The organism is Pseudomonas sp., assembly GCF_030698175.1.
In the GTDB taxonomy this organism is placed as follows: Bacteria; Pseudomonadota; Gammaproteobacteria; order Pseudomonadales; family Pseudomonadaceae; genus Aquipseudomonas.
The window spans coordinates 177,870-204,067 of record NZ_JAUYNT010000020.1 but is presented as its reverse complement, the minus strand read 5'-3'; the positions used below and the strand labels follow the sequence as shown (position 1 = coordinate 204,067).

At 60.3% G+C, this 26,198-nt stretch carries 22 protein-coding genes; 11 read left to right on the top strand and 11 right to left on the bottom strand.

Features of this window, described 5'->3' with window-relative positions:
* Positions 1-180 precede the first annotated feature (180 nt).
* Both lptG and lptF read right to left on the bottom strand, forming a co-directional pair.
* Positions 181-1,242, bottom strand: coding sequence for an LPS export ABC transporter permease LptG (gene lptG / locus Q8R10_RS10815; RefSeq protein ID WP_305653621.1), 1,062 nt, complete (start codon positions 1,240-1,242; stop codon positions 181-183).
* Entirely contained in the window at positions 1,235-2,356 is a 1,122-nt protein-coding gene (lptF, locus tag Q8R10_RS10810) for an LPS export ABC transporter permease LptF (RefSeq protein ID WP_305653620.1), read from the bottom strand. Before lptF ends, lptG begins: the two co-directional genes overlap by 8 nt.
* 142 nt (positions 2,357-2,498) lie before the next feature.
* Between lptF and Q8R10_RS10805 the strand changes: the two genes are divergently transcribed.
* The 9 genes from Q8R10_RS10805 (at position 2,499) to Q8R10_RS10765 (ending at position 14,050) form a co-directional block, all read left to right on the top strand.
* Positions 2,499-3,983, top strand: coding sequence for a leucyl aminopeptidase (locus Q8R10_RS10805; RefSeq protein ID WP_305653618.1), 1,485 nt, complete (start codon positions 2,499-2,501; stop codon positions 3,981-3,983).
* Between the two features lie 68 nt (positions 3,984-4,051).
* Positions 4,052-4,471 carry a DNA polymerase III subunit chi gene (locus Q8R10_RS10800; protein ID WP_305653616.1) on the top strand — a complete coding sequence of 140 codons (420 nt, stop codon included), beginning with the start codon at positions 4,052-4,054 and terminating at the stop codon, positions 4,469-4,471.
* Positions 4,472-4,480: 9 nt separating this feature from the next.
* Entirely contained in the window at positions 4,481-4,990 is a 510-nt protein-coding gene (locus Q8R10_RS10795; protein ID WP_305653615.1) for a DNA polymerase III subunit chi, read from the top strand.
* A 136-nt stretch (positions 4,991-5,126) separates the two neighbouring features.
* Positions 5,127-7,958, top strand: coding sequence for a valine--tRNA ligase (locus Q8R10_RS10790; RefSeq protein WP_305653614.1), 2,832 nt, complete (start codon positions 5,127-5,129; stop codon positions 7,956-7,958).
* A 214-nt stretch (positions 7,959-8,172) separates the two neighbouring features.
* Positions 8,173-8,469: a winged helix-turn-helix domain-containing protein gene (locus Q8R10_RS10785; protein WP_305653612.1), complete on the top strand. Its 297-nt coding sequence runs from the start codon at positions 8,173-8,175 to the stop codon at positions 8,467-8,469.
* Between the two features lie 144 nt (positions 8,470-8,613).
* On the top strand, positions 8,614-9,966 hold the full coding sequence (gene nhaD, locus Q8R10_RS10780; protein ID WP_305653611.1) for a sodium:proton antiporter NhaD: 1,353 nt from the start codon (positions 8,614-8,616) through the stop codon (positions 9,964-9,966).
* A gap of 181 nt (positions 9,967-10,147) precedes the next feature.
* Complete coding sequence (rlmF, locus tag Q8R10_RS10775; RefSeq protein WP_305653610.1) at positions 10,148-11,158, top strand: 23S rRNA (adenine(1618)-N(6))-methyltransferase RlmF; 1,011 nt, start codon at positions 10,148-10,150, stop codon at positions 11,156-11,158.
* 512 nt (positions 11,159-11,670) lie between these two features.
* The gene (locus tag Q8R10_RS10770; protein ID WP_305653609.1) at positions 11,671-12,552 is read left to right on the top strand and encodes an alpha/beta fold hydrolase; all 882 of its coding nucleotides are present in this window, start codon (positions 11,671-11,673) and stop codon (positions 12,550-12,552) included.
* A gap of 208 nt (positions 12,553-12,760) precedes the next feature.
* Positions 12,761-14,050, top strand: coding sequence for a diguanylate cyclase (locus tag Q8R10_RS10765; protein ID WP_305653607.1), 1,290 nt, complete (start codon positions 12,761-12,763; stop codon positions 14,048-14,050).
* 13 nt (positions 14,051-14,063) lie between these two features.
* Here the strand turns inward: Q8R10_RS10765 and Q8R10_RS10760 are convergent, their stop codons facing one another.
* On the bottom strand, positions 14,064-14,495 hold the full coding sequence (locus Q8R10_RS10760; protein ID WP_305653605.1) for a PACE efflux transporter: 432 nt from the start codon (positions 14,493-14,495) through the stop codon (positions 14,064-14,066).
* 89 nt (positions 14,496-14,584) lie between these two features.
* Here Q8R10_RS10760 and Q8R10_RS10755 point away from each other — a divergent pair, with 89 nt between their 5' ends.
* Positions 14,585-15,499: a LysR family transcriptional regulator gene (locus tag Q8R10_RS10755; protein WP_305653603.1), complete on the top strand. Its 915-nt coding sequence runs from the start codon at positions 14,585-14,587 to the stop codon at positions 15,497-15,499.
* A gap of 19 nt (positions 15,500-15,518) precedes the next feature.
* Here Q8R10_RS10755 and Q8R10_RS10750 read toward each other — a convergent pair whose 3' ends face one another.
* Complete coding sequence (locus tag Q8R10_RS10750) at positions 15,519-15,863, bottom strand: cupin domain-containing protein (RefSeq protein ID WP_305653601.1); 345 nt, start codon at positions 15,861-15,863, stop codon at positions 15,519-15,521.
* Positions 15,864-15,979: 116 nt separating this feature from the next.
* Here Q8R10_RS10750 and Q8R10_RS10745 point away from each other — a divergent pair, with 116 nt between their 5' ends.
* A complete protein-coding gene (locus Q8R10_RS10745; protein ID WP_305653599.1) occupies positions 15,980-16,612 on the top strand; it encodes a trimeric intracellular cation channel family protein in 633 nt (210 codons plus the stop codon).
* Positions 16,613-16,867: 255 nt separating this feature from the next.
* Here the strand turns inward: Q8R10_RS10745 and Q8R10_RS10740 are convergent, their stop codons facing one another.
* The 7 genes from Q8R10_RS10740 to sbcD all read right to left on the bottom strand — a co-directional run bounded on the left by Q8R10_RS10740 (position 16,868) and on the right by sbcD (position 25,971).
* Entirely contained in the window at positions 16,868-17,089 is a 222-nt protein-coding gene (locus tag Q8R10_RS10740; protein WP_305653597.1) for a hypothetical protein, read from the bottom strand.
* A gap of 34 nt (positions 17,090-17,123) precedes the next feature.
* Positions 17,124-18,578, bottom strand: coding sequence for an amidase (locus tag Q8R10_RS10735; protein ID WP_305653595.1), 1,455 nt, complete (start codon positions 18,576-18,578; stop codon positions 17,124-17,126).
* A 55-nt stretch (positions 18,579-18,633) separates the two neighbouring features.
* A complete protein-coding gene (locus Q8R10_RS10730; RefSeq protein ID WP_371133319.1) occupies positions 18,634-19,245 on the bottom strand; it encodes an esterase/lipase family protein in 612 nt (203 codons plus the stop codon).
* Positions 19,246-20,283, bottom strand: a complete 1,038-nt coding sequence (locus Q8R10_RS10725; protein WP_305653591.1) for a nitronate monooxygenase family protein — start codon at positions 20,281-20,283, stop codon at positions 19,246-19,248. It abuts the gene before it with no gap.
* A 140-nt stretch (positions 20,284-20,423) separates the two neighbouring features.
* Complete coding sequence (locus Q8R10_RS10720; RefSeq protein WP_305653589.1) at positions 20,424-21,128, bottom strand: YebC/PmpR family DNA-binding transcriptional regulator; 705 nt, start codon at positions 21,126-21,128, stop codon at positions 20,424-20,426.
* A 167-nt stretch (positions 21,129-21,295) separates the two neighbouring features.
* Positions 21,296-24,754, bottom strand: coding sequence for an SbcC/MukB-like Walker B domain-containing protein (locus tag Q8R10_RS10715; protein WP_305653587.1), 3,459 nt, complete (start codon positions 24,752-24,754; stop codon positions 21,296-21,298).
* Entirely contained in the window at positions 24,751-25,971 is a 1,221-nt protein-coding gene (gene sbcD / locus Q8R10_RS10710; RefSeq protein WP_305653585.1) for an exonuclease subunit SbcD, read from the bottom strand. Before sbcD ends, Q8R10_RS10715 begins: the two co-directional genes overlap by 4 nt.
* Between the last annotated feature and the right edge of the window lie 227 nt (positions 25,972-26,198).

Sequence of the window (26,198 nt, the reverse complement as noted above, 5' to 3'; positions counted from 1 at the left end):
GGGCGCCCGCCAAATGATCGCCTTGATGGACGGATAATCCGTTTTTCAAAAAACCAACGCTTACATCCTCCAAAAACAAACGCCCCGAACCAGTCGGGGCGTTTGTTTTTGGATCGCAGGAATGCGTTTTCACACACTCTGTTCAATGCCGGTTTTTTTATGCACGCACAACCAGCCTAATCATCCCGCCCGGCGCAGCAGCCAGACGCCGGCGATACCGCAGACCGTCGCCGGAATCAGCACCGCCAACACTGGCGGAAAGCCAAACACCAGGCTCGAAGGCCCGAGCAGATCTTGAGCAATCTTGAACACAAAGCCGACCAGCACCCCGGTAAATACCCGCTGCCCCAGGGTTACCGAGCGCAGCGGGCCGAAGATAAAGGAAATCGCCATCAGCACCAGCGCGGCGGTCACCAAAGGCTGCAACACCTTGGTCCAGAACGCCAGCCAGTAACGGCCATTGGCCAAGCCCTGCTCGGCGAGATAATGGATATAACTCCACAACCCGGTCATCGACAGCGCCTCCGGCTCCAGCACCACGGTGCCGAGCAATTGCGGGCTGAGTTCGACACTCCAACGCTCGCTGGGCGTCTGCACCACCTCACTGGACTGTTCATGCAGCTTGGTCGTGGCGACATCTTCCAGTTGCCAGTGATCGCCCTGGTACAGGGCGCGGCGAGCGAAGCTGGCGGCAAGCAGATTACGCTGCGAATCAAATTGGTAGCGCGTCACCCCAAGCAACACGCCATTGGGTTGCACGGCGTTAATGTGCACGAACTCATCACCTTGGCGGTGCCACAAACCACGCTTGGCGGTTTGCGCCTCACCGCCGCCCTGGGCCATGGCGCGATTGGCCTGGGCCATATTCTCGCTCCAGGGCGCAACGTATTCACCGATCAAGATGCCCAACAGCATCAGCACCAGCATCGGCTTCATCACCGCCCAGACGATTCGCCCAACCGATACCCCGGCCGCGCGCATCACGGTCAACTCACTGTTGCTGGCCAGATTACCCAAACCGATCAGACAGCCAATCAAGGCGGCCATCGGCAGCATTTCATAGATGCGCCGTGGCACCGTCAGCAGCACCCAAATGGCGGCTTCGAGCAAACCATAGGACTCGCCCACATCGCCCAACTCGTCGATATAGGCAAACAGCAGGGCCAGGCCGACGATGATGCCGAGCACCGCCAGAATGGCGAAAAACACACTGGTGCCAATGTAGCGATCCAGCTTAACCATGGATCACCCCCGACACAGCGCGACGTGCCGACCACTTGAGCCGCAGCGGCTCCCAGTAGAGCAAGCTCAGCGCCAACAACAGGAATATCCCATGCACCCACCACAAGCCCAATTGCACAGGTATTTTGCCTTTATCCAGCGCGCCGCGTGCGGCCACCAGCAAGGCCAGATAGGTCATATACAAGAGCACCGCCGGTAACAATTTAAGAAAACGGCCCTGACGCGGATTGACCCGCGACAGCGGCACCGCCATCAGCGCCACCACAAACACCAGCAAGGGAATCGACAAGCGCCATTGCAGCTCGGCGCGGTCCACCAGGTTGTCACTGCCAAACAAATCACCGGTCGGCACCGCTTCACGCTCACCGATTTCCTCGCTCACTTCAGGCTTGGGCAGCAGCACGCCGTAGGTTTCGTACTGAATTTTGCGATAGTCGGCCTGCCCTGGGTTGCCGTCATAGCGATAGCCGTTTTGCAGCACCAGATAACGGCTGCCATCGGCCTGAATCTCTTGATGGCCCGTCTCAGCCACCAGCACGGTGATCCCGCGCTGCTTGTCGCCGGCCTTGGACAGACGTTTGTCAGAGATAAACACCCCCGACAACTGGCTGCGATCGGCAGTCAACTGCTCGGTGTAGGTGACCCGCGAGCCTCTACGAACCGACTGAAAACGCCCGGCTTCGAGGGTGTCGAACTCGGTCATGGCCGCTTGTTTATTGAGAATCCGCGCCACCTCGGTCGAGCCTTGCGGCGCCAGGCCCATGCTCAACCACGCCACCAGGCAGGCCACGCCAGTGGCCGACACCAGGGTATAACCGGCCAAGCGCTGCTGGCTCATGCCGGCGGACGACAGCACGGTCATTTCACTGTCCAGGTACAGCCGGCCATAGGCCAGCAGCACCCCGAGAAACAGCCCCAGGGGCAAAATCAGCTGCAAGAAACTCGGCAGCTTGTAGGCCATGATCAAAAACAGCACCGTATGGTCCAGCCGCCCTTCAGCCGCTTGCGCCAGGTACTTGATAAAACGCCCGCTCATAATAATGACCAGCAGCACCGCGCTTACGGCGCCAGATGTCATTAACAGTTCACGGGATAAATAACGGAAGACGATCAAACCGGACACTCCAGGGTTGTCAGGCTCAGGTGGCTACGCTCAAACTAGCCACATTGTTGCCGGCCCGCCATATAGGCGCAGCACCAAAAATCAGCCGGCATTATCCTGCAATCACGACTCTTTGTCTTGGGGACACCTCGCTATGCAATTTCTGGTTAAAAGCAGCCCGGCCGCAACCCTGAAAACCGCCACCCTGGTCGTCGCGATTGGCGAAGGCGGCAAACTCGGCATAGCCGCCAGCGCCCTTGATGCGGCCGCAGGTGGTGCCATCAGCAGCCTGCTCAAGCGTGGCGACCTGACCGGCAAGCTCGGGCAAACCCTACTGCTGCATAGCCTGCCAAACCTTAAAGCCGAGCGCGTGCTGTTGGTCGGCAGCGGCAAAGAAGCCGAATTAACTGATCGTCAATTGCGCAAATTAGTCAGCGCCACCCTCAGCGTACTTAAAGGCTTGGGCGGCAGCGATGCGACCCTGGCCTTGGGCGAACTGGCGGTAAAAGGTCGCGACAGTTACGGAAAAACTCGACTATTAGTCGAAACTCTGGCCGATGGCGGCTACCTGTTTGAGCAATTCAAGAGCAACAAGGCCGAGCCACTGGCCTTGAAAAAGATCACCCTGCTGGCCGATAAAACCGAGCTGGCCGAGGTTGAGCGCGCCAGCCTGCACGCCCAAGCCATCGCCCAGGGCATGGCCTTCACCCGCGACCTGGGCAATTTGCCGCCCAACCTCTGCCACCCGAGCTACCTGGCCGAACAAGCCAAGGCCCTGGGCAAGGCGCACAAACAGCTAAAAGTCGAAATCCTCGACGAAAAACAACTGAAAGAGCTGGGCATGGGCGCCTTTCTAGCCGTGGCCCAGGGCAGCGACCAGCCGCCCAAGCTGATAGTGCTCAACTATCAAGGCGGCAAAAAGGCCGACAAACCCTTCGCCCTGGTCGGCAAAGGCATCACCTTCGACACCGGCGGCATCAGCCTCAAGCCTGGCTTGGGCATGGATGAGATGAAGTACGACATGTGCGGCGCCGCCAGCGTGCTCGGCACCTTGCACGCGGTACTCGAACTGCAACTGCCGCTCAATCTGGTCTGCATCCTGGCCTGCGCCGAGAACATGCCCAGCGGCGGCGCCACCCGTCCCGGCGATATTGTCAGCACCATGAGCGGGCAAACCGTGGAAATCCTCAACACCGACGCCGAAGGCCGTCTGGTGCTGTGCGACGCCTTGACCTATGCCGAGCGCTTCAAGCCCCAGGCGGTGATCGACATCGCCACCCTCACCGGCGCCTGCATTGTTGCCCTGGGCAGCAACACCTCGGCGGTGATGGGCAATAACGACGCGCTGATCGAACAATTGCTCAGCGCCGGCCGTGCCGCCGACGACCGCGCCTGGCAGCTGCCGCTGTTCGACGAATACCAAGAGCAGCTCGACAGCCCGTTCGCCGACATCGCCAACATCGGCGGGCCAAAAGCCGGCTCGATCACCGCCGGCTGCTTCCTATCGCGCTTCGCCAAAAAATACCACTGGGCGCACCTGGACATCGCCGGCACCGCCTGGATCAGCGGCGGTAAAGACAAAGGCGCCACCGGTCGTCCCGTGCCGTTGCTGACCCAATACCTACTGGATCGGGTGTAGGGTGGGTTAGCCGCTTGGCGGCGTAACCCGCCAGGCCATTACATCGTTTCAGGAGCTGCACATCGATCATGGCTCGCATAGAGTTTTACGTACTGCAAGGCAGTCAACCGGCGGGTCGTCTGAAGATGGCCTGTCAGCTGGCTGCCAAAGCCTGGCGCGCCGGTCTGCCGGTGTTTTTGCGCGGCGCCGATGCCGCGCAATGCGCTGAATTAGATGAGCTGCTGTGGCGATTTAAAGGTGAAACCTTTATCCCGCATAATCTCTACGTTGATGAGCCAAACGCCCCGGTGGTGATCGGCCTGGATCAGCCGCCGGTCACCCCGCAAGGCCTGCTGATTAACCTGCACCCCAGCATTTCTGACGGCTGCGAGCACTTCAGCCGGATTATCGAGATAGTCAACCAGCAGCCCGAACAGCTGGAGCTTGCCCGCGACAATTTCCGCCTTTACCGGCAACGGGGTTACGCCCCGCAACGAGTCGAGTTGTAGCCCCACGTTATGGACAGTCAAAAACCAAGCAATCCGGGCAACCTGCTGCACGACCTCGAATCGATCCGTCAGCTGCTCGAGCAAAATCCGCTGGAGCCGCCGCTGCTGACCGAATCGATCGACCCCAACTCGATCCCTCTGCTGTCGGAAATTGTCAATCCCGCCGACCTCCCTGCCCCCCTGTTTAACCTGTCAGCACCCGCCAGCCAGCCGCCAGTGGCCGCCAGCGCAGCAACCCCAGTTCCAGTCGCCAAGCCAATGGCACCGTTACCTCCCCCGCCACCCACCACCCCAGCTCCGACCGCCAGCCCGGCGCCCAGCGCAACGATCAGCGAGCAGTTGCAGCAACGCCTGCATCCCGCCGCCCTGGAACTCAATCGCCTCGACCGCGAACTACGCACCGCTGCCCATTTGATGCTGCAAGACATCATTGACGACTTCGTGCCACTGATCGAAGCCGAGCTGAAAACCCGCCTCGACGCCCACCTCAACCAATTATTAAGCCAACGCAAACGCTAACGCCGCCACTCCCCACTCCCCACTCCCTACTTCAGCGCCCGCCGCTGCAGCTTCTGCCGTGGCGTCGCGCTCAAGGCGCTGCTTTGCCGTTATACTGGTCGGCTTTCCCGAATAGCTGCCAACAGGGGCCCAGCGCATGGACAAAACCTACCAGCCGCACGCCATTGAAACTTCCTGGTACCAAACTTGGGAGGCGAACAACTACTTCGCCCCACAAGGCGCAGGCGACTCCTACACCATCATGATCCCGCCGCCGAACGTCACCGGCAGCCTGCACATGGGCCACGGTTTCAATAACGCGATCATGGATGCGCTGATCCGTTTTCGCCGCATGCAGGGCCGCAACACCCTCTGGCAGCCGGGCACCGACCACGCCGGCATCGCCACCCAGATGGTGGTTGAACGGCAACTGGCTGCCTCCGGCATCAGCCGCCACGACCTGGGCCGCGAGAAGTTCCTGGAGAAAGTCTGGGAATGGAAGGAAGAATCCGGCGGCACCATCACCCGGCAGATCCGCCGCCTGGGCAGCTCGGTGGACTGGTCCCGCGAGCGCTTCACCATGGACGACGGCCTGTCCGAATCGGTCAAAGAAGCCTTCGTACGCCTGCATGAAGATGGCCTGATCTACCGTGGCAAGCGCCTGGTGAACTGGGACACCAAGCTGCACACCGCGATTTCTGACCTGGAAGTGGAAAACCACGACGAGAAAGGCAGCCTGTGGAACCTGCGCTACCCACTGGCCGACGGCGCCAAGACCGCCGATGGCCTGGATTACCTGGTGGTGGCCACCACCCGCCCGGAAACCATGCTGGGCGACTCGGCCGTCGCGGTAAACCCAAATGACGAACGCTACCAAGCACTGATCGGCAAGTTTATCGAGTTGCCGCTGGTGGGCCGGCGCATCCCGATTATTGCCGACGATTACTGCGACCCGGAGTTCGGCACCGGCTGCGTGAAAATCACCCCAGCCCACGACTTCAACGACTACGAAGTCGGCAAGCGCCACAACCTGCCGCTGTTCAACATCTTCGACAAAAACGCTGCGGTACTGGCCAGTGCGCAGATTTTCAACTTCAACGGCAGCGTCAACAGTGAGCTCGACGGCAGCTTGCCGGCGCAATACGCAGGGCTGGATCGCTTCGAGGCACGCAAGCAAATAGTCGCCGCCTTCGACGCCGCCGGCCTGCTGGTCAGCGTTGACGATCACGCCCTGAAAGTGCCGAAAGGCGACCGCTCCGGCACCACCATCGAGCCGTGGCTGACCGATCAGTGGTACGTCTCCACCAAGCCGCTGGCCGAAAAAGCCATCGCCGTGGTCGAGAATGGCGACATTCAGTTCGTGCCCAAGCAATACGAGAATATGTATTTCAGCTGGATGCGCGACATCCAAGACTGGTGCATCAGCCGTCAACTCTGGTGGGGCCACCGGATTCCGGCTTGGTACGACGAAGCTGGGCAAGTCTATGTCGGCCGCGACGAGGCCGAGGTACGCGCCAAGCACAACCTGGGCGACCAGCCGCTGCGCCAGGACGATGACGTGCTGGACACCTGGTTCAGCGCCGGACTGTGGACCTTCTCAACCCTCGGCTGGCCCGAGCAGACCGAAGCCTTGAAAACCTTTCACCCGACCGACGTGCTGGTCACCGGTTTTGACATCATCTTCTTCTGGGTTGCACGGATGATCATGCTGTCGACCCACCTGACCGGCCAAGTGCCGTTCAAGACCGTTTATGTGCACGGTTTGGTGCGCGATGGCCAGGGGCAGAAGATGTCCAAGTCCAAGGGCAACGTGCTCGATCCACTGGATTTGATCGACGGCATCGAGCTGGACGCGCTGATGGCAAAACGCACCGGCGGCCTGATGCAGCCGAAAATGGCCGAGAAAATCGCCAAGCAGACCAAGGCTGAGTTCCCGGAAGGCATCGCCAGCTACGGCACCGACGCCCTGCGCTTCACCTTCTGCTCGCTGGCCTCCACCGGGCGCGACATCAAGTTCGACATGGGCCGGGTCGAGGGTTATCGCAACTTCTGCAACAAGCTGTGGAACGCAGCCAACTTCGTTATCGAAAACACCGACGGCCAAGACTGCGGCATCAATGGCGAGCCGGTAGAACTGTCCTCGGTGGACCGCTGGATCATCTCGGCGCTGCAACGCACCGAGCAGGAAGTCACCCGCCAGCTGGACAACTTCCGCTTCGATTTGGCCGCGCAAGCGCTGTACGAATTTATCTGGGACGAGTACTGCGCCTGGTACCTGGAGCTGGTTAAGCCGGTGCTGTGGGACGCTGAAGCATCAAGCGAGCGCCAGCGCGGCACCCGCCGCACGCTGATTCGCGTGCTGGAAGCGACCCTGCGTCTGGCCCATCCGTTTATGCCGTTTATCACCGAAGAAATCTGGCAACGGATCAAGGCTCAGGCCGGCGTTGCCGGTGAAACCATCATGCTGCAGCCGTGGCCAGTGGCCAATGAGTCGCGTATCGATGCGGCCGCCGAGGCCGATATCGAGTGGGTCAAAGCCTTGATGCTCGGTCTGCGGCAGATCCGTGGCGAGATGAAAATCTCCATGGCCAAGCGCATCGACATCATCGTGCAGAACGCCAACAGCGAAGACCTGCGCCGCCTGGCCGACAACGAGCCGCTGCTAAATAAGCTGGCCAAGCTGGAATCGGTTCGTGTGCTGGCAGCCGGTGAAGAAGCACCGATGTCGGCCACCGCCCTGGTCGGCGACATGCAGGTGCTGGTGCCGATGGCCGGGCTGATCGACAAGGACGCCGAACTGGCGCGTTTGGACAAGGAAATCCAGCGCCTGAGCGGTGAAGTGCAACGGGTCGGCGGCAAGCTGAGCAATGAAGGCTTCGTCGCCAAGGCGCCAGCCGAGGTGCTCGATAAAGAGCGCGCCAAACTGGCCGAGGCCGAACAGGCCCTGGGCAAGTTGGTTGAGCAACGCGAGAAGATCGCTAACCTCTAAACCAGCGGTCCAAGCGCGTAGCTCGTAGGTTGGGTTAGGCGCGTACACGTAAGGCTGGCTATGTCGCAGCTTTGCGCGCGCCGTAACCCAACACTGTCGCTACTTTACCGGCGCAGCGTTGGGTTACGCGGCGCTCAGGTGATGGGTTGATTTCAAGTTACCTGCATCCGCCGCTAACCCAACCTACGATCTGGCTTTCGCAAAGGATGGGCCTATGACCGTCAGTAAAACCAAAACCAGCTTCTACCGTCGCCTCTATGTAGCCTGGCTAATCGACAGCGGCCAAGCGCGCACAGTACCCGAGTTAGAAGCCGCCACCGGCATGCCGCGGCGCACCGCCCAAGACACCTTGGCGGCGCTGGTCGAGCTGGATATCGACTGCGTGTTCGCGCAACAACAGGGCGAGCGCAATAACGCTGGACATTACCTGATCCGCGACTGGGGCCCGATTAACCCGCAGTGGATCGCCGCCCATCTTGAGCCAATCAAGGCACTGCTCGGCTACCCCTAATCTTGGTATGCCGTGCTTTGTAGTTTTGTAGGGGTGGGCTTTAGCCCGCCACGAGTCGAACTCGGTCGCACACGCCGAACAACGCTGGGCTTAAGCCCACCCGCCTGAGCACGCTCAGCGCGATTTCACCACGGAGGCCCACCCATGTACGCACTGATGGCGCTGATTTTTGTGCTTGGCTACCTGTGCATTGCCCTTGAGCACCCGCTAAAAATCGACAAGGCCGCTTCGGCCCTGCTCACCGCCGTGCTGTGCTGGACGGCGCTGGCATTCGGTGCCGAGCAGATCGCGCCACAGCTGCTGGCGTCCAGCCACGGCATCAACGGCGAACTGCGCGAACACTTGGGTGAAATCGCCGAAATCCTGTTCTTTCTGATCGGCGCCATGACCGTGGTTGAACTGGTCGACGCCCATGACGGTTTCAAGGTCATCACCGACCGCATCAGCACCAACAAACGGGTGCCCTTGCTGTGGCTGATCGGCTTTATCACCTTCTTCCTCTCGGCGGTGCTGGACAACCTGACCACCACCATCGTGATGGTGTCCTTGCTGCGCAAACTGATCGACGATAAACAGGAACGCTGGTTCTTCGCCGGCATCGTGGTAATCGCCGCCAACGCCGGCGGCGCCTGGTCGCCGATCGGTGACGTGACCACCACCATGCTGTGGATAGGTAGCCAGATCAGCAGCAGCGGCATCATCACCAGCCTGTTCCTGCCCAGCTTGGTGTGCCTGCTGGTGCCACTGCTGGTGCTCAGCTGCTACTTCAAAGGTGAAGTGCGGCGCCCGGCAAGCGTGCCCCAGGAACACAGCCAGGGCGAGCCGACCACGCCCTTCGAGCGACAACTGGTGTTCACCCTCGGCCTTGGCTCGCTGCTGTTCGTCCCGGTATTTAAAGGCGTCACCCAGCTGCCGCCCTATATGGGCATCCTGTTTGGCCTCGGCGTGCTGTGGGTCACCACCGAATGGCTGCACCGCGGCAAGAAGGATGAAGACAAACACCCGCTGTCGGTGGCCGGCGTGCTGCGCAAGATCGACACCACCAGCGTGCTGTTCTTCCTCGGCATTCTGCTGGCCGTGTCCAGCCTGGCCACAGCCGGTCATCTGACCCAGGTCGCCAGCGCCCTGAAAGACAGCCTGGGCAACGTCTACACCATCAATATCGCCATCGGCCTGCTGTCCTCGGTGGTCGATAACGTGCCGCTGGTGGCTGGTGCGATCAAGATGTACCCGTTGATTAGCCCCGAGGCACTGGCCGCCGCCGGCAGTGAATCTGCTTGGCTGAGCCACTTTGTCGCCGACGGCACCTTCTGGGAGCTGCTGGCTTACTGCGCCGGCACCGGTGGCAGCTGCCTGATTATCGGCTCGGCCGCTGGCGTAGCCGCCATGGGCATGGAGAAGATCGACTTTATCTGGTACCTGAAAAAAATCAGCCTGCTGGCACTGCTCGGCTACCTGGCCGGTGCCGCCACCTATATAGGTTTGCACAGTTTTTAGTGGAAAGTGGGAAGTTGGGGAGTAGGCGCGTAGGCCTGATAAGCCGCAGGCGTAATCAGGGATTTTAGGGAAAGCGCTGCTACGCTGCGGCGGCTGTTGCAGGCGTTAAGGATACGGCGAACCCCACTCCCAACTTCCCACTCCCCACTCACTACTTCCCACTCCCCACTATCAGGCACTTATGACCCACACTCCGGGAACCCCCGCCACGCCAGCCGCAGACGCACCAGCCAAGCTCGAAGCAGCGCCGTTTCACCCACGCAACCGCCACCAAGGCCGTTACGACTTCCCGGCGCTGATCAACAGCTGCCCTGAATTGGCCGCCTTTGTGATTAGCAATCCCCATGGCAAACAAAGCATCGACTTTGCCAACCCTGCCGCCGTGCGGGTGTTCAACCGCGCGCTGCTGCAAGGCCTGTATGGCATCGCCCATTGGGATATTCCAGAAGGTTACCTGTGCCCGCCGATTCCGGGCCGGGCCGACTACCTGCATGGTTTGGCCGACTTGTTAGCCAGCGATAACGGCGAATCTATCCCCCGCGGGCCGGCGATCCGGCTGCTGGACATTGGCGTTGGCGCCAACTGCATCTACCCGTTGCTGGGCCACAGCGACTATGGCTGGCGCTTTGTCGGCAGCGACATCGACGCCGCGGCCCTGGCCGCCGCCAATGCCACCGTGCAGGCCAACCACTTGGCGGCAGCCATCGAACTGCGCCAGCAACACAACCGTGGGCAGATCTTTGCCGACCTGCTGGCGGATGGCGAGCACTTCGAGCTGACCCTGTGCAATCCGCCGTTCCACGCCAGCGCAGAAGAAGCCGCCAGCGGCAGCCGGCGCAAATGGAAGAATCTGGGCAAACTCGACCCCAAACGCGCACTGCCCGAACTGAACTTTGGCGGCCAGAGCAGCGAGCTGTGGTGCACCGGCGGCGAAGCCTCGTTCGTGAAACGGATGATCAAGGAAAGTGCCGGAATCGGCGGCCAGGCGCTGTGGTTTAGCAGCCTGATTTCCAAGGTCGGCAACCTGCCCGACATCTACAAACAGCTCAACAAGCTCGGCGCCAAGCAAGTGCGCACCATCGAGATGGCCCAAGGCAATAAGCAAAGCCGCTTCGTCGCCTGGAGCTTTCTCGACGCCGCCGAACATGAACTTTGGCGACAAACCCACTGGGCCAATTTGCCCAAGAGCTAGCAGCCAACTCGCGGAGCGAGCAAGCGCTTAACAGGCCGTTGAAAAATGTAGCGAGCGACGGCTAGGCAAGGCGGAATCAGTCGAAAAAGCGCAGTTTACTGGTCGTAAATGAGCATTTTGAGGCTGATTTCAACGCGGCATAGCCTAGCGCAGTAGTTTTTCAACGGCCTGTTAGGCAATTAGCCCTTGCTCGGCAACCGCCTTGCTGCTTAAATAAAACCACAAGGTCAATCAGTGACCAATAAGTCTAATTGTTCATCCAAGCGCTTCACCCGACACCTGCAAGCCGTGCACCTTGTGCATCCTGCCCGCAACAACGCCTAGTCTCGACGCTTAAAAAGCGTCGGGAGCGGCTCCGTGCTTTACATATAACTCATTGATAATAAAGAATTTATTTAATTCTTATAAGTGCCATTCGCCTGTCATCTCCAGGCGCTTTCCTAGCTGCCATACATTGCCCGGCAAACGGCTCAGTCGTTTGCCTTGCCACACTTGCGCAGGGGAACAGCCGCATGAAACCAGCCACAGCAGTAGTAACGGCGCACCACCACTATCAGGTTTACACCGAGTTTTACGCCTGCCCGACAGCGCGCAAAACCATCCTCTTGGTCAATGGCTCGCTGGCGACCACCGCCGCCTTCGCCCAGACCATCAAATACCTGCAACCGCAATTCAATGTGGTGCTCTACGACCAGCCCTATGCCGGCCAATCCAAGCCGCACAACAGCCACCAGCAACCGCTCAGCAAGGAAGACGAAGCCGAGATTCTGCTCGATCTGATTGAGCTGTTCGGTGCCGATTACCTGTTGTCGTTTTCCTGGGGCGGCGCTTGCGCCCTGCTCGCCCTGGCGCAAGCGCCGGCACGGATCGAGAAGGCGATTATCAGCTCCTTCACCCCGCGCCTGAATGCGCCAATGCTCGACTACCTGGAGCAAGGCCGGCGCTACCTGCATAACGTCGAGCGCGAGAACATCGCACAGTTGGTCAACAACACCCTGGGCAAATACCTGCCGTCGCTGTTCAAGCGCCACAACCAGCGCCATATCAGCAACCTCGCGGTGCACGAATACCGGCAGATGCATGCCCATATCGACCGTTTGCTGAGCCACACCGACCACTGCGACACACGTTATCTGAGCCGCATCAAGATCCCCATGCTGTTCGTCAACGGCGAGCATGACGAGTACACCAGCCCGGCCGATGCGCGGCTGTTTGTCGAGCATGTGCCGGACTGCCAGTTCAGCACCCTGCGCAACACCGGGCACTTTCTCGACATGGAGCACAAAGGCGCCTGGCTGCAGGCCCAGCAAGCCTTGCTCGGCTTCCTGCAGAGCGCGCCTAGCGTTCAGCAACTGCAGCGCAGACCGCAGGCAATCCACTCGATGGCGGTTTAATCCCGTTCAACCGCAGCCTATTGCAAGGCTGCGGTTGACACGCTTGAGGGCAATCCCCCGGCGACGACCACGGCGTAGCTTTCAGCGTAATCACGGCGACAGGTCACAGTGCGTACAGCGACTATAGTTCCCCTAGGCAGCCGAACAAAATCGGCCGTCAGAGCCACACACAGGGACTTTATGGGCGCCTGCACGAAGACCAAACGTCATGCCAAAATCAACGCCAGACACCCAACTACTACGACTTAAAGTCGATGCTCTGCACGCCGTGCTGGACGAAATGGGCGCCTATATTTTCACCAAGGATATTCACGGCTGTTACACCTTCGCCAACCGCAAAGTGCTGGAGTTATTCGGCTTCCCCCTGGATCAGGTACTGGGCAAAGACGACAGCCACTTCTTCAACCTGAGCATTTCCAACGAGCTGCGCGTCAATGATCTGCGCGTCATGCAGCACGGCGAAGTGATCGAACAAGAAGAAACCAACGTCATCCGCGAAACCGGCGAAACCCGCACCTACTGGAGCATCAAAAAACCACTGCGTGATGCCAATGGCCTGATCATCGGCATGTGTGGAATCTCTTCCGACATTACCGAACGCAAACGCCTGGAAGTACAGATTCACGAACAAAAACACTTGCTCGACACCGTGATGAATAACGTCGAGGCGCACATTTACATGAAGGACAGCAGCTGCGCCTACGTGTATGCCAACCGTAAAACCGCCGAAATATTTTCCTTGTCGCCAGAGCAGATCGTCGGCAAGCGTGACATCGACCTAATGCCCAAGGAAGACGCCGACCATCTCTGGCAACTCGACTCGCAAGTGTTCGAAACACAGACCAAACAGCAAGGTGAAGAGTCATTCAAGGATGCCAATGGCCGCATGCGTCACTACTGGACGGTAAAGATTCCGCTGCAGTCCGCAGCGCACGGCAACAGCCTGATCGGTCTCTCGACGGACATCACCGAGCTGCATTTGCTCAAGGAAGAACTGCAGCGTCAAGCCAGCACCGACGCCCTGACCGGGCTGTATAACCGCCGCTACTTCTACGATTTTGCCCGCCGCGAGTTCAGCCGCAGTAAACGCTCAAAACTGCCACTGTCGGTAATTGCCATCGACATTGATCATTTCAAAATAATCAACGACCAACACGGCCACCCCATGGGTGATGCCGTACTCTGCGCCATGGCCAAGCGCTGCCTGGAGGTGATCCGCGAGGCTGACGTACTGGCCCGTACCGGCGGTGAAGAGTTTTCACTGCTGCTGCCGGAAACTTCACTGAATACCGCCATGGAGATCGCCGAGCGTCTGCGTTGCCTGCTGCAAGGATACGACCTGCAAGTTGGCGCAGTAGCCATCGACATCACCATCAGCCTCGGGGTTGCCAGCTACAAAAAAGCCGAAACGTCATTCGATACGCTCTTCTCACGGGCCGACCATGCCCTGCTGCAAGCCAAGCAACTGGGCCGCAACCGCGTCTGCAGCACGCCTTAGCCTTCTGTCCAGCTTAGCGAGGCGCGCCAAGGGTGGCCGCCGGCGGACCAAACAGCAGGTCAAAGCCCCACTGGAAGAACAACGCATACACCAGAAAGAACAGCAGCAAAGCAACATCGCTGAGTAATGCCTGCCACCAGCTGATGCCCAGACCAAAGGCCAGCACCGGCACGGTAAACAGCAACAAGCCCAGTTCAAAGCTCAACGCATGCAGCAGTCGGCGCTTAAAGGTCCGCTGCGGTCGCCGCTGACGCGCTTCCCAAGCCTCAAACAGGCTGTTGAACAGCATGCTCCAACTCATCGCCAGCAAAGACACCACCAGGGCCACCAGCCCCGACAGCGCCAAACTGCTGTCGAACACCCAGGCTGCCAGCGGCACGATAAACAGCAAGGCCAGCAACTCGTAACTGAGCGCCTGAACTACTTTGCGTTGTTTGCCTTGCATCTTATAACCCTCAGAATTTGCCAATCTGCGAGCACTTTATGTCTAATAAGCTGAAACTATTAGTTAGCTTATTTCAGGAATATTGATAGATGAGCTTAACCAAGGACGCCATTCAGGTCTTTCTCGCCGTACTCGACAAAGGCTCGTTCTCTGCCGCCGCCCGCAGCATCGGCCGCGTGCCGTCGGCGGTGAGCATGTGCATCGCCAATTTGGAGGCCGACCTTAACCTTGAGTTGTTTGATCGGCGTGGCCGTGAGCCGCTGCCGACCCCGGCCGCCTCGGCGCTGGAGGCTAAGGCGCGCTTTATGCTGCAGCAGTTCGAACTCTGGGAGGCGCAAGCCCTGGCCTTGTCCAAGGGCCTGGAAAGTCGCCTGAGCCTGGCCATTGCCCCAGAACTTTTGGCCTCGGACTGGGCCGGGCCACTCGGGCAATTGGCGCTGCGCTATCCGTCGCTGGAAGTGGAGGTGCTTGCCGCCCCGGAAACCGACGCCATTCGCCTGCTGCACGACGGTCGGGTGCAACTGGCGGTGGTGTTTGAAAGCCAGCAGTTTGACAGCCGCGAATGCTGCCAAGAGATGAGCAAGGAGAACATGCTGGCGGTCATCGCCCCCGACCATCCGGCGATTACCTGCGGCCGTATCTTGCGCACCGAAGAGTTGGCCGAGCACCGGCAAATCGTAGTCGCCAGCCGCGAGCCGAACGCCGCGCCGCCGCGTTTTCTGCAAGCCCATCACCACTGGCGCAGCGACAACCACACCGCTGCCTTAAGCATGCTGCAAGCCGGTCTGGGCTGGGGCTTCTTGCCGGAATCACTGGTCAAACCGCAACTCAACGCCGGCACCCTGGTGGAAATCACCCTGGACAATATCTCCAGCTTCTCGGCCCTGTGGGTGGACCTGATCTGGTCCAACAGCCAGCCGCTGGGTTTGGGCGCGCAGTACTTTATTGCCTTGATCCGGGAGAAACAGCAGCGCGAAACTGCAGCGGTGCGGTCTGCACGCTGACCTTCTCAACAGCCAGCGGCTAAGGTGTTGCGCTCGCAACCGCTTCGCTAAAGTGCAAGGCCAACCAGAGGGCGTCCTCGGAGCAGCACTCGACCCGGTGCTTCACATGGGCGGGAAGCAGCAAGCAATCACCAGCCTTGAGCGCAAGGCTCGCGCCCGCCTCGAATTGCAGGGTCGCAGTCCCACGCACCAACAACACCCATTCGGCAGCCGCTTGGTCATACCAGCAGCCCGCCGCTGTTGGTTGCCCGTGGGAGACGATCTGCTCCAGCCGCAAGTGCGGCGTTTGCAATAAGCTGATCAACTGCTCAGCGGGCGCGACGGCCGTAGGAGCCTGAAATAGATTGGTAACCACTGGCAACATGGACGCCTCGCTTAACTGGAGTGGGCTGTAGGATGCTCCGCTTTACTGCATGATAATGGCCGCCACCGCGCCAGGCGAATCATCCGCCCCCGCCCCATTCAGTTGAGTCGCCCAGCATGCACAGCCTCAATTATTTTATCGGCATGACCGCCATCACCGCCTTCGCCATGGCCGGTGTTCTCGCCGCCGCCCGCAAAGACATGGACATCGTCAGCCTGACCTTCCTCGGCGTGATTACCGCCGTCGGCGGCGGCACCCTGCGCGACTTGCTAATGAGCACCGAGGTGTTCTGGGTGATCGACTTCAACTACGTGTGGATCGCCATTGCCGCATCCATCCTGGCGTTTTACCTCGAGCGGCATTTACGCGACGAAAGCGTCTGGGCGCTGATTCTCTACCTCGACGCCTTCGGCATTGCCCTGTTTGGCGTGCAATCGATCGACAAGGCCCTGGCGCTGAATTTCTCCGCGCCGGTGGCGGTGGTCATGGCCACCATCACCGGGATCGGCGGCGGGCTGATCCGCGACGTCTTGGCGCAACGGCCGAATCTGCTGCTGAGCCGCGACATCTACGCCACCACCATCATCACCGGCAGCATCTTTTATATCGCCCTGCTCACTCTCAGCGGCAAAACCGCACTGGCGACCCTCGGTGGTGTGGCCTTTACCTTTGTATTCAGGTCACTGGCGATCTACTGGCACTGGAGCATGCCGAAATGGATGATCTTGCGCAGTAATTTGAACGGCTAAGGCATCCAGGTTTACTGAACAACAACCGCCATCCCCCTGAAAACCCTACACAAAGTAACGGACGTAGAACAGCTAGCAGCCAACCAGCAAAGTGTTACCCGGTAACAAAGTCAGATTAAAATCGCACTAACCAAGAGCAAAAACTCAAATAGAAACATTTCAAAGCTGAAAATCGCCTCAAAATGTAGCAAATATTTAACAGGCGGCGCATTTTATTGCCTGACAAGCTGGTACCATAGGTAACACAGCAGCAATTCACCGCTGCTGATCTGTTACATCCCGGTCGCCGGAATCATCCAGTGACCACCAGCCAACCAATGGACTAAAAATGAAACTCTTCGGCTTCTTCGCCCTTCTCGGTCTCTCTTTTACCGCACCAGTGTCTGAAAATGACCGCAAGCGACGTGACTGACCTTGCAGTGCAAGAACGAAAAAACCGGCATTGCCGGTTTTTTTTTGCTCTGCGTAAAAGGTCAAACCCGCCCCACCATTGTGTGCCCAGACTAGCTTACTACCCGAGCAGCGGTGGCCGGCGATAACCACCGAGCAATTGCTCGATCCGCTCGCAGCATGCCAGCAAGGCCTCATCGCACCAACGCTTACCGATCAGCTGCAAGCCAACTGGCAGCCCCTCAACCACGGCCACAGGTAGAGACACCACCGGACTCCCCGTCAGGGAAAATGGGCTAGTCAGGCTGATCGTGCCATCGAAATAGGCCAGCGGCTGCTCATCAACCAGAATCGTTGGCGGTTTGCCGTATTTACTTAGGGGGCGGTGTGGATAAGCCGTGGTCGGCGCCACCGGGCACAACCAGACATCCCAAGAATCGAGAAACTGCTCCAACTGAGTGATCAGCCCCTCGCGCATATTCAACGCCTCGTTGTAGCGCGGCCAGTTGCACACCAAGCCTTTGCTCATGTGCCGTGCCAACACCTGAGAGCGCGGCAACAGCTTGCCAGCCCCATGCAATAAATAGCGTTCCAGCGCCGGCATGCCCAAGCCGATTTCGGCACCAGCGATGATGCCGTAGGCATACCAGGCTTGCTCGATATCGAACCCCGGCGGACAGCAACGTTGCACCTCGACTCCTTGCTCCTGGAGGCGCGCGACCGTCTGCGCCAGCGCCGTACGCGTGCGCGAGCACAGCGGTAAGCCGGCGAAATCATCCCAATAGGCCACCCGTAGCGGGCGTTCCAGCGCCTTAACCGACGCTGGCACTATTAACGGCACCTCAATATCAAGACCGTCTGGGCCGGCAACTGTATCCAGCCCCAGGCGCAAATCACCGACGTTGCGGCCCAGCAGGCCGAATGACAACAGATGCCTAACGCTACGCGGCGCGCCAGGCAGATGGGGAATGTGCCCAGTACGCGGGATGCGGTTTTCTGTGGCCTTAAAACCGACTACCCCACAGTAGGCGGCAGGGATGCGAATCGAGCCGCCGATATCGCTGCCCAGATCCAGCCAAGAAAAGCCCATGGCCACCGCCGCCGCACTGCCGCCCGAGCTGCCGCCGCTAGTGCGGGTTAAATCCCACGGATTATTGGTCACCCCGAACAAGGGGCTGCGGCACTGCGGATCACCGGCCAGCTCGGGCAGGTTGGTTTTGCCGACTATGATGGCCCCGGCCGCCCGCAGCCTGGCCACCGCCGTGGCATCGGCACTGGGCACATAGTGGCGCAAGGGTGGATGACTGCTGGTGGTAAGCAGGCCTGCCGTTTCGAACGAGTCTTTGATGGTGATAGGTACGGCGTGTAGCGGGCGCGATGCATCACCGTTGCCAACCAATGCATCGGCTTGTTGTGCGGCTCGTAAAGCTCCAGCTTGGTCGAGGGTGACCAGCGCATTGATGCCGGGATTGTGCTGGTCGATACGCCGCAGGCAGCTGTGCAAAACCTCAGTAGCGCTAAGTTCGCCACGCACCATTCTCGCCGCCAGGGTTTTCGCAGAGTCATCCATAAACATGGCAACTGTCCTCTATCAGGGGGGGGTACAGGGGGCGATTGTTTAGCCGATGGGCCTATTGCTCTAGCGTGCTCAGTACCCGAGCCATATCGGCAAACACAAGCTTGGAGTTCATGATTAACGTGTGCACCGAGGGGACTTCAAGCACCTCTACCGTAGCACTGCCAGTCGCTTCGGCAACGCTAAGAATACCGTCATTTAACCCGTGGCCGAACGGTAACCAAGCCGCGCGAGGGCCGCCCGTGCCGGCGTAGATTTTGGTGTTTTGCAGTAACGGCAACTGCTGCATAAACCCATCATCGGCCAGCAACTGGCCCATCTCGCCAGTGAGCAGGCGATACAGGTAAAACCGGGAGAAGAATTTAGCGGCCTTGCAGGCCAGCATCGGCGGCGCTAGCAAGAAACACGCAACTGGCGGCTGACTCAGCCGTGGTAACGCATGGCGAATAATCACTGAACCCAGTGAATGGCCGACCAGCGCAAAGGTATTGCCGCCGCCCTTACGCTCAACCAAGCCCAACAACCGCTCAGTCGCACTTTCTAGCCGCTGAAACGCTGGCAGATAACCAAACAGGTGGACCTTGTGGCCCGCTTTGCGCAGGCGATAACGCAGCAACAACATCGAAAGCGGGGTTCGGCCCATGCCATGAACCAATACTATCTGCACTTAAAACCCAGCCGCCAATTCCCGCGTCAACTGCGCCGCTCCAATTACCTTGCAACCACTGGCATTCTGCCCGCACCAGAGCGGGGAGAAGTCGCCGCTGCCTTGGCTTTCGGCCTTGGCCCGTAGCGGCGCGATGGCACTGGTGGCCAGGGGGAATTCAGGGGACATGGCGCTAAGCGGGCCGAGTTCACGCATCACCCGGTTGACGATGCCGCGGGCCGGGCGACCACTAAATAAGGTGGTCAAGGCTGTGTGACTGGCATCTGGGCTTTGCAGCGCGGCGCGGTGTACGGCGCTGGTGGTGGCCTCCGGGCAAAGCAGATAAGCCGTGCCGACTTGCACCCCCACCGCGCCCAAGGCCATGGCGGCCGCGACCCCTTGCGCATCGACAATCCCGCCGGCGGCAATTACCGGCACCCGTACCGTATGCACAATGCGCGGCAACAGGGCGAAGGTGCCGGCTTGCTCGGTTAAGTCCATGGACAGGAAATGCCCACGATGGCCGCCGGCTTCCAAACCCTGGGCGATGATCGCATCCACCCCCTGGGTCTCCAGCCACAAGGCTTCGGCAACCGTGGTGGCCGAGGCGATCACCTTGCTGCCCCAACTGCGCACCTGGGCCAGCAACTCAGAGGACGGTAAGCCAAAGTGAAAGCTCAGCACTGCCGGACGAAACTCGGCCAACAGCTCGGCGGCCGCGGCGCTAAAGGGCGCACGGCCGGGGCCGTTGGGAATCTGCGCGGCGTCCAGCCCCAGCTCTGCATAATAAGGCGCCAAGGCGGCGCGCCAGCCAGCCTCGCGCGCGGCATCAGGCACGGGCGGGCTATGGCAGAAGAAGTTGACGTTAAACGGCTTGTCGGTCTGCGCCTGGAGGGCGATGAGTTCACTGCGCAGCGCCTCCAGGCTGAGCATGGCCGCCGGCAGCGAACCCAGCCCACCGGCATTGCTGACCGCTACGGCCAGACGATGGTCCTGCACGCCAGCCATCGGCGCCTGGATGATAGGCAACTCGATGCCCAATAACTGCTGCAGTGTCATGACCTGAACTCCCTTCAAGATGATCCTGGCGGGCGGCCCTGGCCACCCGTAAAAGCATCGCGGCCAAGGCCACGCCTGGAGTGATTACGCTGCCAGGAACGGACTTGGCCGCGCGTGTTGCCGCTGAGTCTGCAACGGTTTTAGTCCGCCAAACCGACGTACATATTTTGCACATCGTCATGGGCGTCGAGAGCGGCGAGAAAAGCTTCGACTTCTTCCAGCTCGGAATCGTTCAATGTCACGGTGTTTTTAGGCCGGTAGCCGAGCTTGGCCGAGACCACGTTAAAGCCATAAGTCGGCAAGGCGCGGCAGACCAGGTCCATATCGGTAGGCTCGCTGAGAAACAGCGTACTGCCCTCTTCGTCGCCCGGCTCAAAGTCTTGGGCGCCGGCTTCGATGGCGGCCAGTTCAGGGTCGGCGTCACCGCTGGCAGGCGTGGCCTCGATCATGCCCAGATAGTCGAAATCCCAGGCCACCGAACCGGAAGCGCCGAGCTGGCCCTTGCGAAACAGCACGCGGATTTCCGCCACGGTACGGTTGGTGTTGTCGGTCAGGCACTCAATGATCACCGGCACCCGGTGCGGGGCAAAACCTTCGTAGGTCAGGTGCTCGTAATGCACGGTGTCGCCGAGCAGACCGGCGCCTTTTTTGATCGCGCGCTCCAGGGTTTCCTTGGGCATCGAGGCTTTTTTGGCTTGCTCGACCACCAAACGCAGACGCGGATTCATGTCGATATCGGCGCCGGCGCGGGCGGCGATGGCGATTTCTTTGGCCAGTTTGCCGAACACTTTGCCGCGGGTATTGGCGGCGGCTTCTCTACCCTTAACTTTCCACTGTGCGCCCATGATCACTCCTCGAGACTGGGAACCTGCTGTATGGACTGAAGCAGATTCAAATAAAATCCGGGGGAATACCCCTTAAGCAACGGCGGGATTTATACACCCAAAGGCGCAGAAAATCCCGACTTGAACGACCAGACGGCAGTGCCGCAAGCTCATTCCACCGCTCGCACCTAACTCGGCACGGCATAACGCTTATCCAGCGCGCTGTAACCCAGGCCGACACTCTTGTGTACTTTCAGCTGCACCGGGATGCGCTCCTTCAGGGCCTCAACGTGGCTGATGACGCCGATCATCTTGCCGCTGGCGTTCAAGGCATCCAGGGCATCCAGCGCCACTTCCAGGGTTTCGCCATCCAGGGTGCCAAAGCCTTCGTCGAGAAACAGTGAGTCGATGCTGGTCTTGTGGCTGACCAGATCGGACAGCGCCAAGGCCAGGGCCAAGCTAACCAAAAAGCTCTCGCCACCGGACAGGGTTTTGCAATCGCGGGCCACGTCGCCCTGCCAGGTATCGAGCACTTCCAGCTCCAACTCGCCACTGCTGCGCCGCGCCAACTGATAGCGGCCGTGCAGGCGTTGCAGCTGTTGATTGGCCAGATAGACCAGATGATCGAGGGTCAGGCCCTGGGCAAACTTGCGGTACTTGGCGCCATCGGCCGAGCCGATCAGGCTGTTGAGTTGCTGCCAGAGGTCGTACTCGGCTTGCTTGGTAGTGATTTCGGCAAACAACAGCTGCAAACCCTGCCGGCGCAGCTCATCGCCCTGTAGCTGGGCGCGCAGTTCGCCTTGGCGCTCGCTGAGGGTTTTACTCAGGCTTTGTAGGCGCTGCAATTGCTCATCCAACTGGCCGCGACTGAGCTGGGTTTGCGGCGCGGCCAGCAGCTGGGCCACGGTCTGCTCGCTGGCGGCTTTAAGGGCGCGGGCTTCGGTCAGCAGTTTGTCCAGCCGAGCCTTGAGGCTCTGCAGACTGCTCTGTTGCTCGTCACTTAACAGCGCGGAGGCAAAGGCCGCCTCAGAGGCAAACGGGCTTTGCGCCAAGGCGGCGAGCCAATCGTGCTGGCGACTGTCGAGGGTCTGTTGCTCCTGCGCCAGTTGCTCGCTGAGGCTTTGCTGTTTACCCAGCAGTTCGCTGGCCAACTGCTGCACTGCCTGGTACTGGGCCTCGACTTGCGCCAGCGACAGTTGCGCCAAAACGTCCGCCGCCAAATCAGCCAAGTCAGCCAGATCGGCCTGACTCAGGGCCGTCCAACGCTGCTGCCAGAGTGCGTGCAGCTGACTGGCGGCCTGCAGGCCATGCTCAAAATCACGCTGGCGAGCATCGAGATCACGCAGTTGCTGCTGCTGTTGCTGCCAGAGCTGCCACTCCTGCTCGCGCTCACGCAACCAGCTGGCGCCGTCGCTCGGCAGGCTGTAACCCAGGGCGGCCAGCGCCTGACTGAGGACGGCAGACTGCTGGCTGTGTTGTTGTTGCAGTTGCGCCAGGCGCTCGGCCAGCTCGCTCAGTTGCTGCTGCTGATTGAGCCAGTCTTTATCCAGCAACGCCTGTTGTTGCTCGGCCGTGCTGCAGTCTTTTTCAGACTGCTGACAAAGGCTGCGGGCGCTTTCCAGCGCGACCTTGCGGCTGTCGAGCTGCGCCAGCCGTTGCTGCAAATCGGCCTGCTCGCGGCCCTGCTGTTGTTTGGCGGCGCTCAAGGCGGCGGCATCGGCCAGTTGCAGCCCCAGCGTTTGACACTGCTGCTGCCAGTGTTCGGCCTGCTGCTGACGCTCATCCCCACAGCGCTGCAGCTGCAGGCTTTGCTGCTGCAGCCGTTCGGTGAGGGTGGCCAGCTCGGCCTTGAGGGTTTCGCCCTGCTCCTTGAGCGCCTCCAGCGCGGCACTCTTGGCTTGCAGCGTCTGCTCGGTGGCCGACACATCCAGCACCTGATAGTCGGCAATCGCCGGATGCTCATGGGAGCCGCACAGCGGGCAGGCAGCGCCCGCCTGCAACTGCGCTCGGTAGACCTCCAGGGCCTGAATGCGCTGCTCCTGCTTGAGCAGTTGCTCCTGGTCGCGCACCTGCTGGGCCAAGTCTTTGTACTGGCTGCGCAAGGCCGTCAGGGCCTGTTCTTTGTCGCTTAACTGGCTGAGCTGGGTGTTTAAACCGTCCTGCAACTGCGCGGCCTGTTGGGCCAGTTGCTGACGCAGCAGCGCCAGTTCGCCGAGCCGTTCCAGGCCGTGGCCTTGATTGAGCAGGCGCTGCCATTGTTCGCGCAGGGCCGCCTCATTGCCGCCCTGGGTCTCACTCAGCAGCTGATCGAGCTGCGCCTGTTCGAGCGCTTGCTGCTGTTGCGCCTGCTGCCACTGAGTGCGCGCCGCCACGAGCTGTATTTTTTGCTCTGCAAGCTGCCGGGCCTGGGATTCGAGCTGCTGGCGACCCTGCTGTTGCTTGGCGGTGTGACTGCTGCTGTCTGCGGCCAGTTGCTGCAACTGCTCGAACTGCCCAGCCCAGGCGCGCAACTGTTCGCCCAGCTGACTGCGCTGCGGCTGCTCAGCCAGCTCGGCGTCGAGCTGCATGCGCTGGCGCTGTAAGTCGACCAACTCGGCCTGCCGCGCCTGGGCCAAGGCCTGGCTCAACTGACAGGCTTGCCAGAGGCGCTGACTGACTTGCCCGCCGGCCTGCAGCTGGGCGCTCGCGGTGTGCGTCAGCGTCTGCTGCAACTGCTGCACGGCCTGTTGCGTCTGTTGCTTGGCGGCATACACCGGCTGCAATTTGCTGGCCGGTTCGCTGGCGGCCAACTGCTCAAGCTGTGGCTGCGCGTCGGCCAACTCCAGCAGCGCTTGCTGCTCGTGGTGCTGGGCTATTTGTTGCTGGTTTTGCGCCTTGGCCAGGTCCTCGCACCACTGGCGTTGCAGCTGCAGTTGCTGTTGCTGACGGAGCAACTCGGCCTCATCGGCCAGCAGGCTTTGCGCCTCGGCCTGCAACTCGCTGCGCTGCTCATCGCTAAGCAGCTCAACGCCATCGGCGCGGGCACGCAGCTGGTCCAATGCGGCTTTGACCTCACGGGTCTGCTCGAACACCCGCTGGGAAATCTGCCCGTAGATATCGGTGCCGGTCAGCTCCTCCAGCAGCTCGGCGCGCTGATTGGCGTTGGCCTCCAGAAACGCGGCGAAACCGCCCTGGGCCAGCAGCATGGATTTGGTGAAGCGCTCAAAATCCAGCCCGGTGAGGCTCTCGGTCAGCTTGAGCTTTTCATTCAGTTTGTCGGTAAGGATATGGCCAAGCCCAGTTGCTGGGTCGATTTGCACCAGCTCGACCTTGGGTGCCTGCAGCGCGCCGTCGCTTTTGTCGCGGGCCCGGCGCTGGCTCCAGAAGGCGCGGTAATGCTGATCCTTGACCGCAAACTCGACCTCGGCCAGGCAATCACTGGTATGCCGGGTCAGCAGCTCGTTGCTGCTGGCCGACAGCGTGCTCATGCGCGGTGTGCGGTGATAGAGGGCCAGACAAATGGCATCCAGCAAGGTGGTTTTACCGGCGCCGGTGGGGCCGGTGATGGCGAACAAGCCGTTGTCTTTGAACGGCTCGGCGGCAAAGTCGATCTTCCATTCGCCTTTCAGCGAATTAAGGTTTCTCAGGCGCAGGCTGAGGATCTTCATGTTTGTGGCTCCGTCAACTCGGCCACCACTTGCTGGTACAGGCCCGCCAAGCGCGCCTGCACCTCAGGCTCCAGGGTTTCACTGCTCAGACGCTGGGCGAACACATCGGCCACGCTCAGTTCATCCAGGGTTTCCCGGCTGGCGCTGGTCAAACCGGCCACCGCCGTGCCGCGCTCGCGGCGGATGCGCAGCACTTCCACCGGCAAGCCTTCGGTAAAGGCCTGAATCCGTGGCTGCAAATCGCTCAAATAATCATCGGCAGTCACCAGCACTTCCAGCCATACCGGCGTCTCAGCCGTGCCTTGTTCGGCAGCCTCGGCGATGGCGCTGTGCAGCTCCGTCAAGTTGCCACGCAACGACACAAGTGGCTGAAAACGTGGCACCGGCAAGGCCGTCACCTGCTGCAAACCCTCGCCATTCAAGTCCACCAACAGCACTTCCTTCTGCTGCTTGGCCTCATCGAAACTCAGCGGGATGGGCGAGCCGCAGTAGCGGATATGCTCCAGACCACCGACCTTCTGCGGCCGGTGAATATGCCCCAATGCGATATAGGCCGCCGGCGGAAAAGCGCTGGTGGGGAAGGCTTCCAGGCTGCCGACGTAGATCTCCCGCACCGACTCGCTGGCACTGGCCCCGACCGTAGTCAAATGGCCGGTGGCGATAATCGGCAAATGCCCGCCCAGCGCATCGCGCTGGCTTTCGGCCAAGGCATACAGCTGCTGATAGTGCTGCTGGATCGCCGTCTGCAGCCCCAGCTGTTTGTCTTGCGCGCTCTCCCCGGCCTGGCTGTGCAGCACATCGCGGGGGCGGATAAAGGGGATGGCGCAGAGGATCGCGCCAGGCTGGCCATCGCGCGTATGCAGCACCAGCACTTGCTCACTCAGCTGCGCGCAGACGCCGGGGATCACCCGGGTATTCAGCTGCGCCAGCAGGGTCTTGCTCTCACCGAGCATGGCCACTGAGTCATGGTTACCGCCGAGCACCAGCAGCTCGGCTCCCGTTTTACGCATTTCAACAATAAGCTGGTTGTACAGCTCACGGGCATAACTGGGCGGCGCGCCGGTGTCGAAAATATCCCCGGCCACCAGCACCGCGTCCACCTGTTGCGCCTGCACCTGCTCGATCAGCCAGGCGAGAAAGGCCTGATGCTCAAGTAGGCGGGTCTTGCCCATAAAGTGCTGGCCCAGGTGCCAGTCGGAGCTGTGCAGAATGCGCATGGGCAATCCCTTGAAGAAACAATCGCGCATATTACTGCTTGCGGCCGGCCTTGGCCTGCTGGCCACGGTAACAAACACGCGCAACAGATTTTTTAGTCAACAAGAGCCTGATAGCTACTGCAGGTATGCGCAGCCCTATTACTTGCGTGGACTCAGTAATGATTGGCGCGTTGTAGCCTTTAGATTTATGCATATTTTGCATATGCACGTAGAGCATTCAGCCTGCC

Excerpts from the sequence above, each read along its gene's own strand:
- Q8R10_RS10725 (WP_305653591.1), bottom strand. The coding sequence starts at position 20,283 with ATGACACTGCAGCAGTTATTGGGCATCGAGTTGCCTATCATCCAGGCG.
- Q8R10_RS10755 (WP_305653603.1), top strand. The coding sequence starts at position 14,585 with ATGAGCTTAACCAAGGACGCCATTCAGGTCTTTCTCGCCGTACTCGAC.
- rlmF (WP_305653610.1), top strand. The coding sequence starts at position 10,148 with ATGACCCACACTCCGGGAACCCCCGCCACGCCAGCCGCAGACGCACCA.
- Q8R10_RS10745 (WP_305653599.1), top strand. The coding sequence starts at position 15,980 with ATGCACAGCCTCAATTATTTTATCGGCATGACCGCCATCACCGCCTTC.
- Q8R10_RS10790 (WP_305653614.1), top strand. The coding sequence starts at position 5,127 with ATGGACAAAACCTACCAGCCGCACGCCATTGAAACTTCCTGGTACCAA.
- Q8R10_RS10800 (WP_305653616.1), top strand. The coding sequence starts at position 4,052 with ATGGCTCGCATAGAGTTTTACGTACTGCAAGGCAGTCAACCGGCGGGT.
- Q8R10_RS10785 (WP_305653612.1), top strand. The coding sequence starts at position 8,173 with ATGACCGTCAGTAAAACCAAAACCAGCTTCTACCGTCGCCTCTATGTA.
- Q8R10_RS10805 (WP_305653618.1), top strand. The coding sequence starts at position 2,499 with ATGCAATTTCTGGTTAAAAGCAGCCCGGCCGCAACCCTGAAAACCGCC.
- Q8R10_RS10770 (WP_305653609.1), top strand. The coding sequence starts at position 11,671 with ATGAAACCAGCCACAGCAGTAGTAACGGCGCACCACCACTATCAGGTT.
- Q8R10_RS10735 (WP_305653595.1), bottom strand. The coding sequence starts at position 18,578 with ATGTTTATGGATGACTCTGCGAAAACCCTGGCGGCGAGAATGGTGCGT.
- nhaD (WP_305653611.1), top strand. The coding sequence starts at position 8,614 with ATGTACGCACTGATGGCGCTGATTTTTGTGCTTGGCTACCTGTGCATT.
- Q8R10_RS10720 (WP_305653589.1), bottom strand. The coding sequence starts at position 21,128 with ATGGGCGCACAGTGGAAAGTTAAGGGTAGAGAAGCCGCCGCCAATACC.
- sbcD (WP_305653585.1), bottom strand. The coding sequence starts at position 25,971 with ATGCGCATTCTGCACAGCTCCGACTGGCACCTGGGCCAGCACTTTATG.
- Q8R10_RS10750 (WP_305653601.1), bottom strand. The coding sequence starts at position 15,863 with ATGTTGCCAGTGGTTACCAATCTATTTCAGGCTCCTACGGCCGTCGCG.
- Q8R10_RS10715 (WP_305653587.1), bottom strand. The coding sequence starts at position 24,754 with ATGAAGATCCTCAGCCTGCGCCTGAGAAACCTTAATTCGCTGAAAGGC.
- Q8R10_RS10765 (WP_305653607.1), top strand. The coding sequence starts at position 12,761 with ATGCCAAAATCAACGCCAGACACCCAACTACTACGACTTAAAGTCGAT.
- Q8R10_RS10760 (WP_305653605.1), bottom strand. The coding sequence starts at position 14,495 with ATGCAAGGCAAACAACGCAAAGTAGTTCAGGCGCTCAGTTACGAGTTG.
- Q8R10_RS10795 (WP_305653615.1), top strand. The coding sequence starts at position 4,481 with ATGGACAGTCAAAAACCAAGCAATCCGGGCAACCTGCTGCACGACCTC.
- lptG (WP_305653621.1), bottom strand. The coding sequence starts at position 1,242 with ATGGTTAAGCTGGATCGCTACATTGGCACCAGTGTGTTTTTCGCCATT.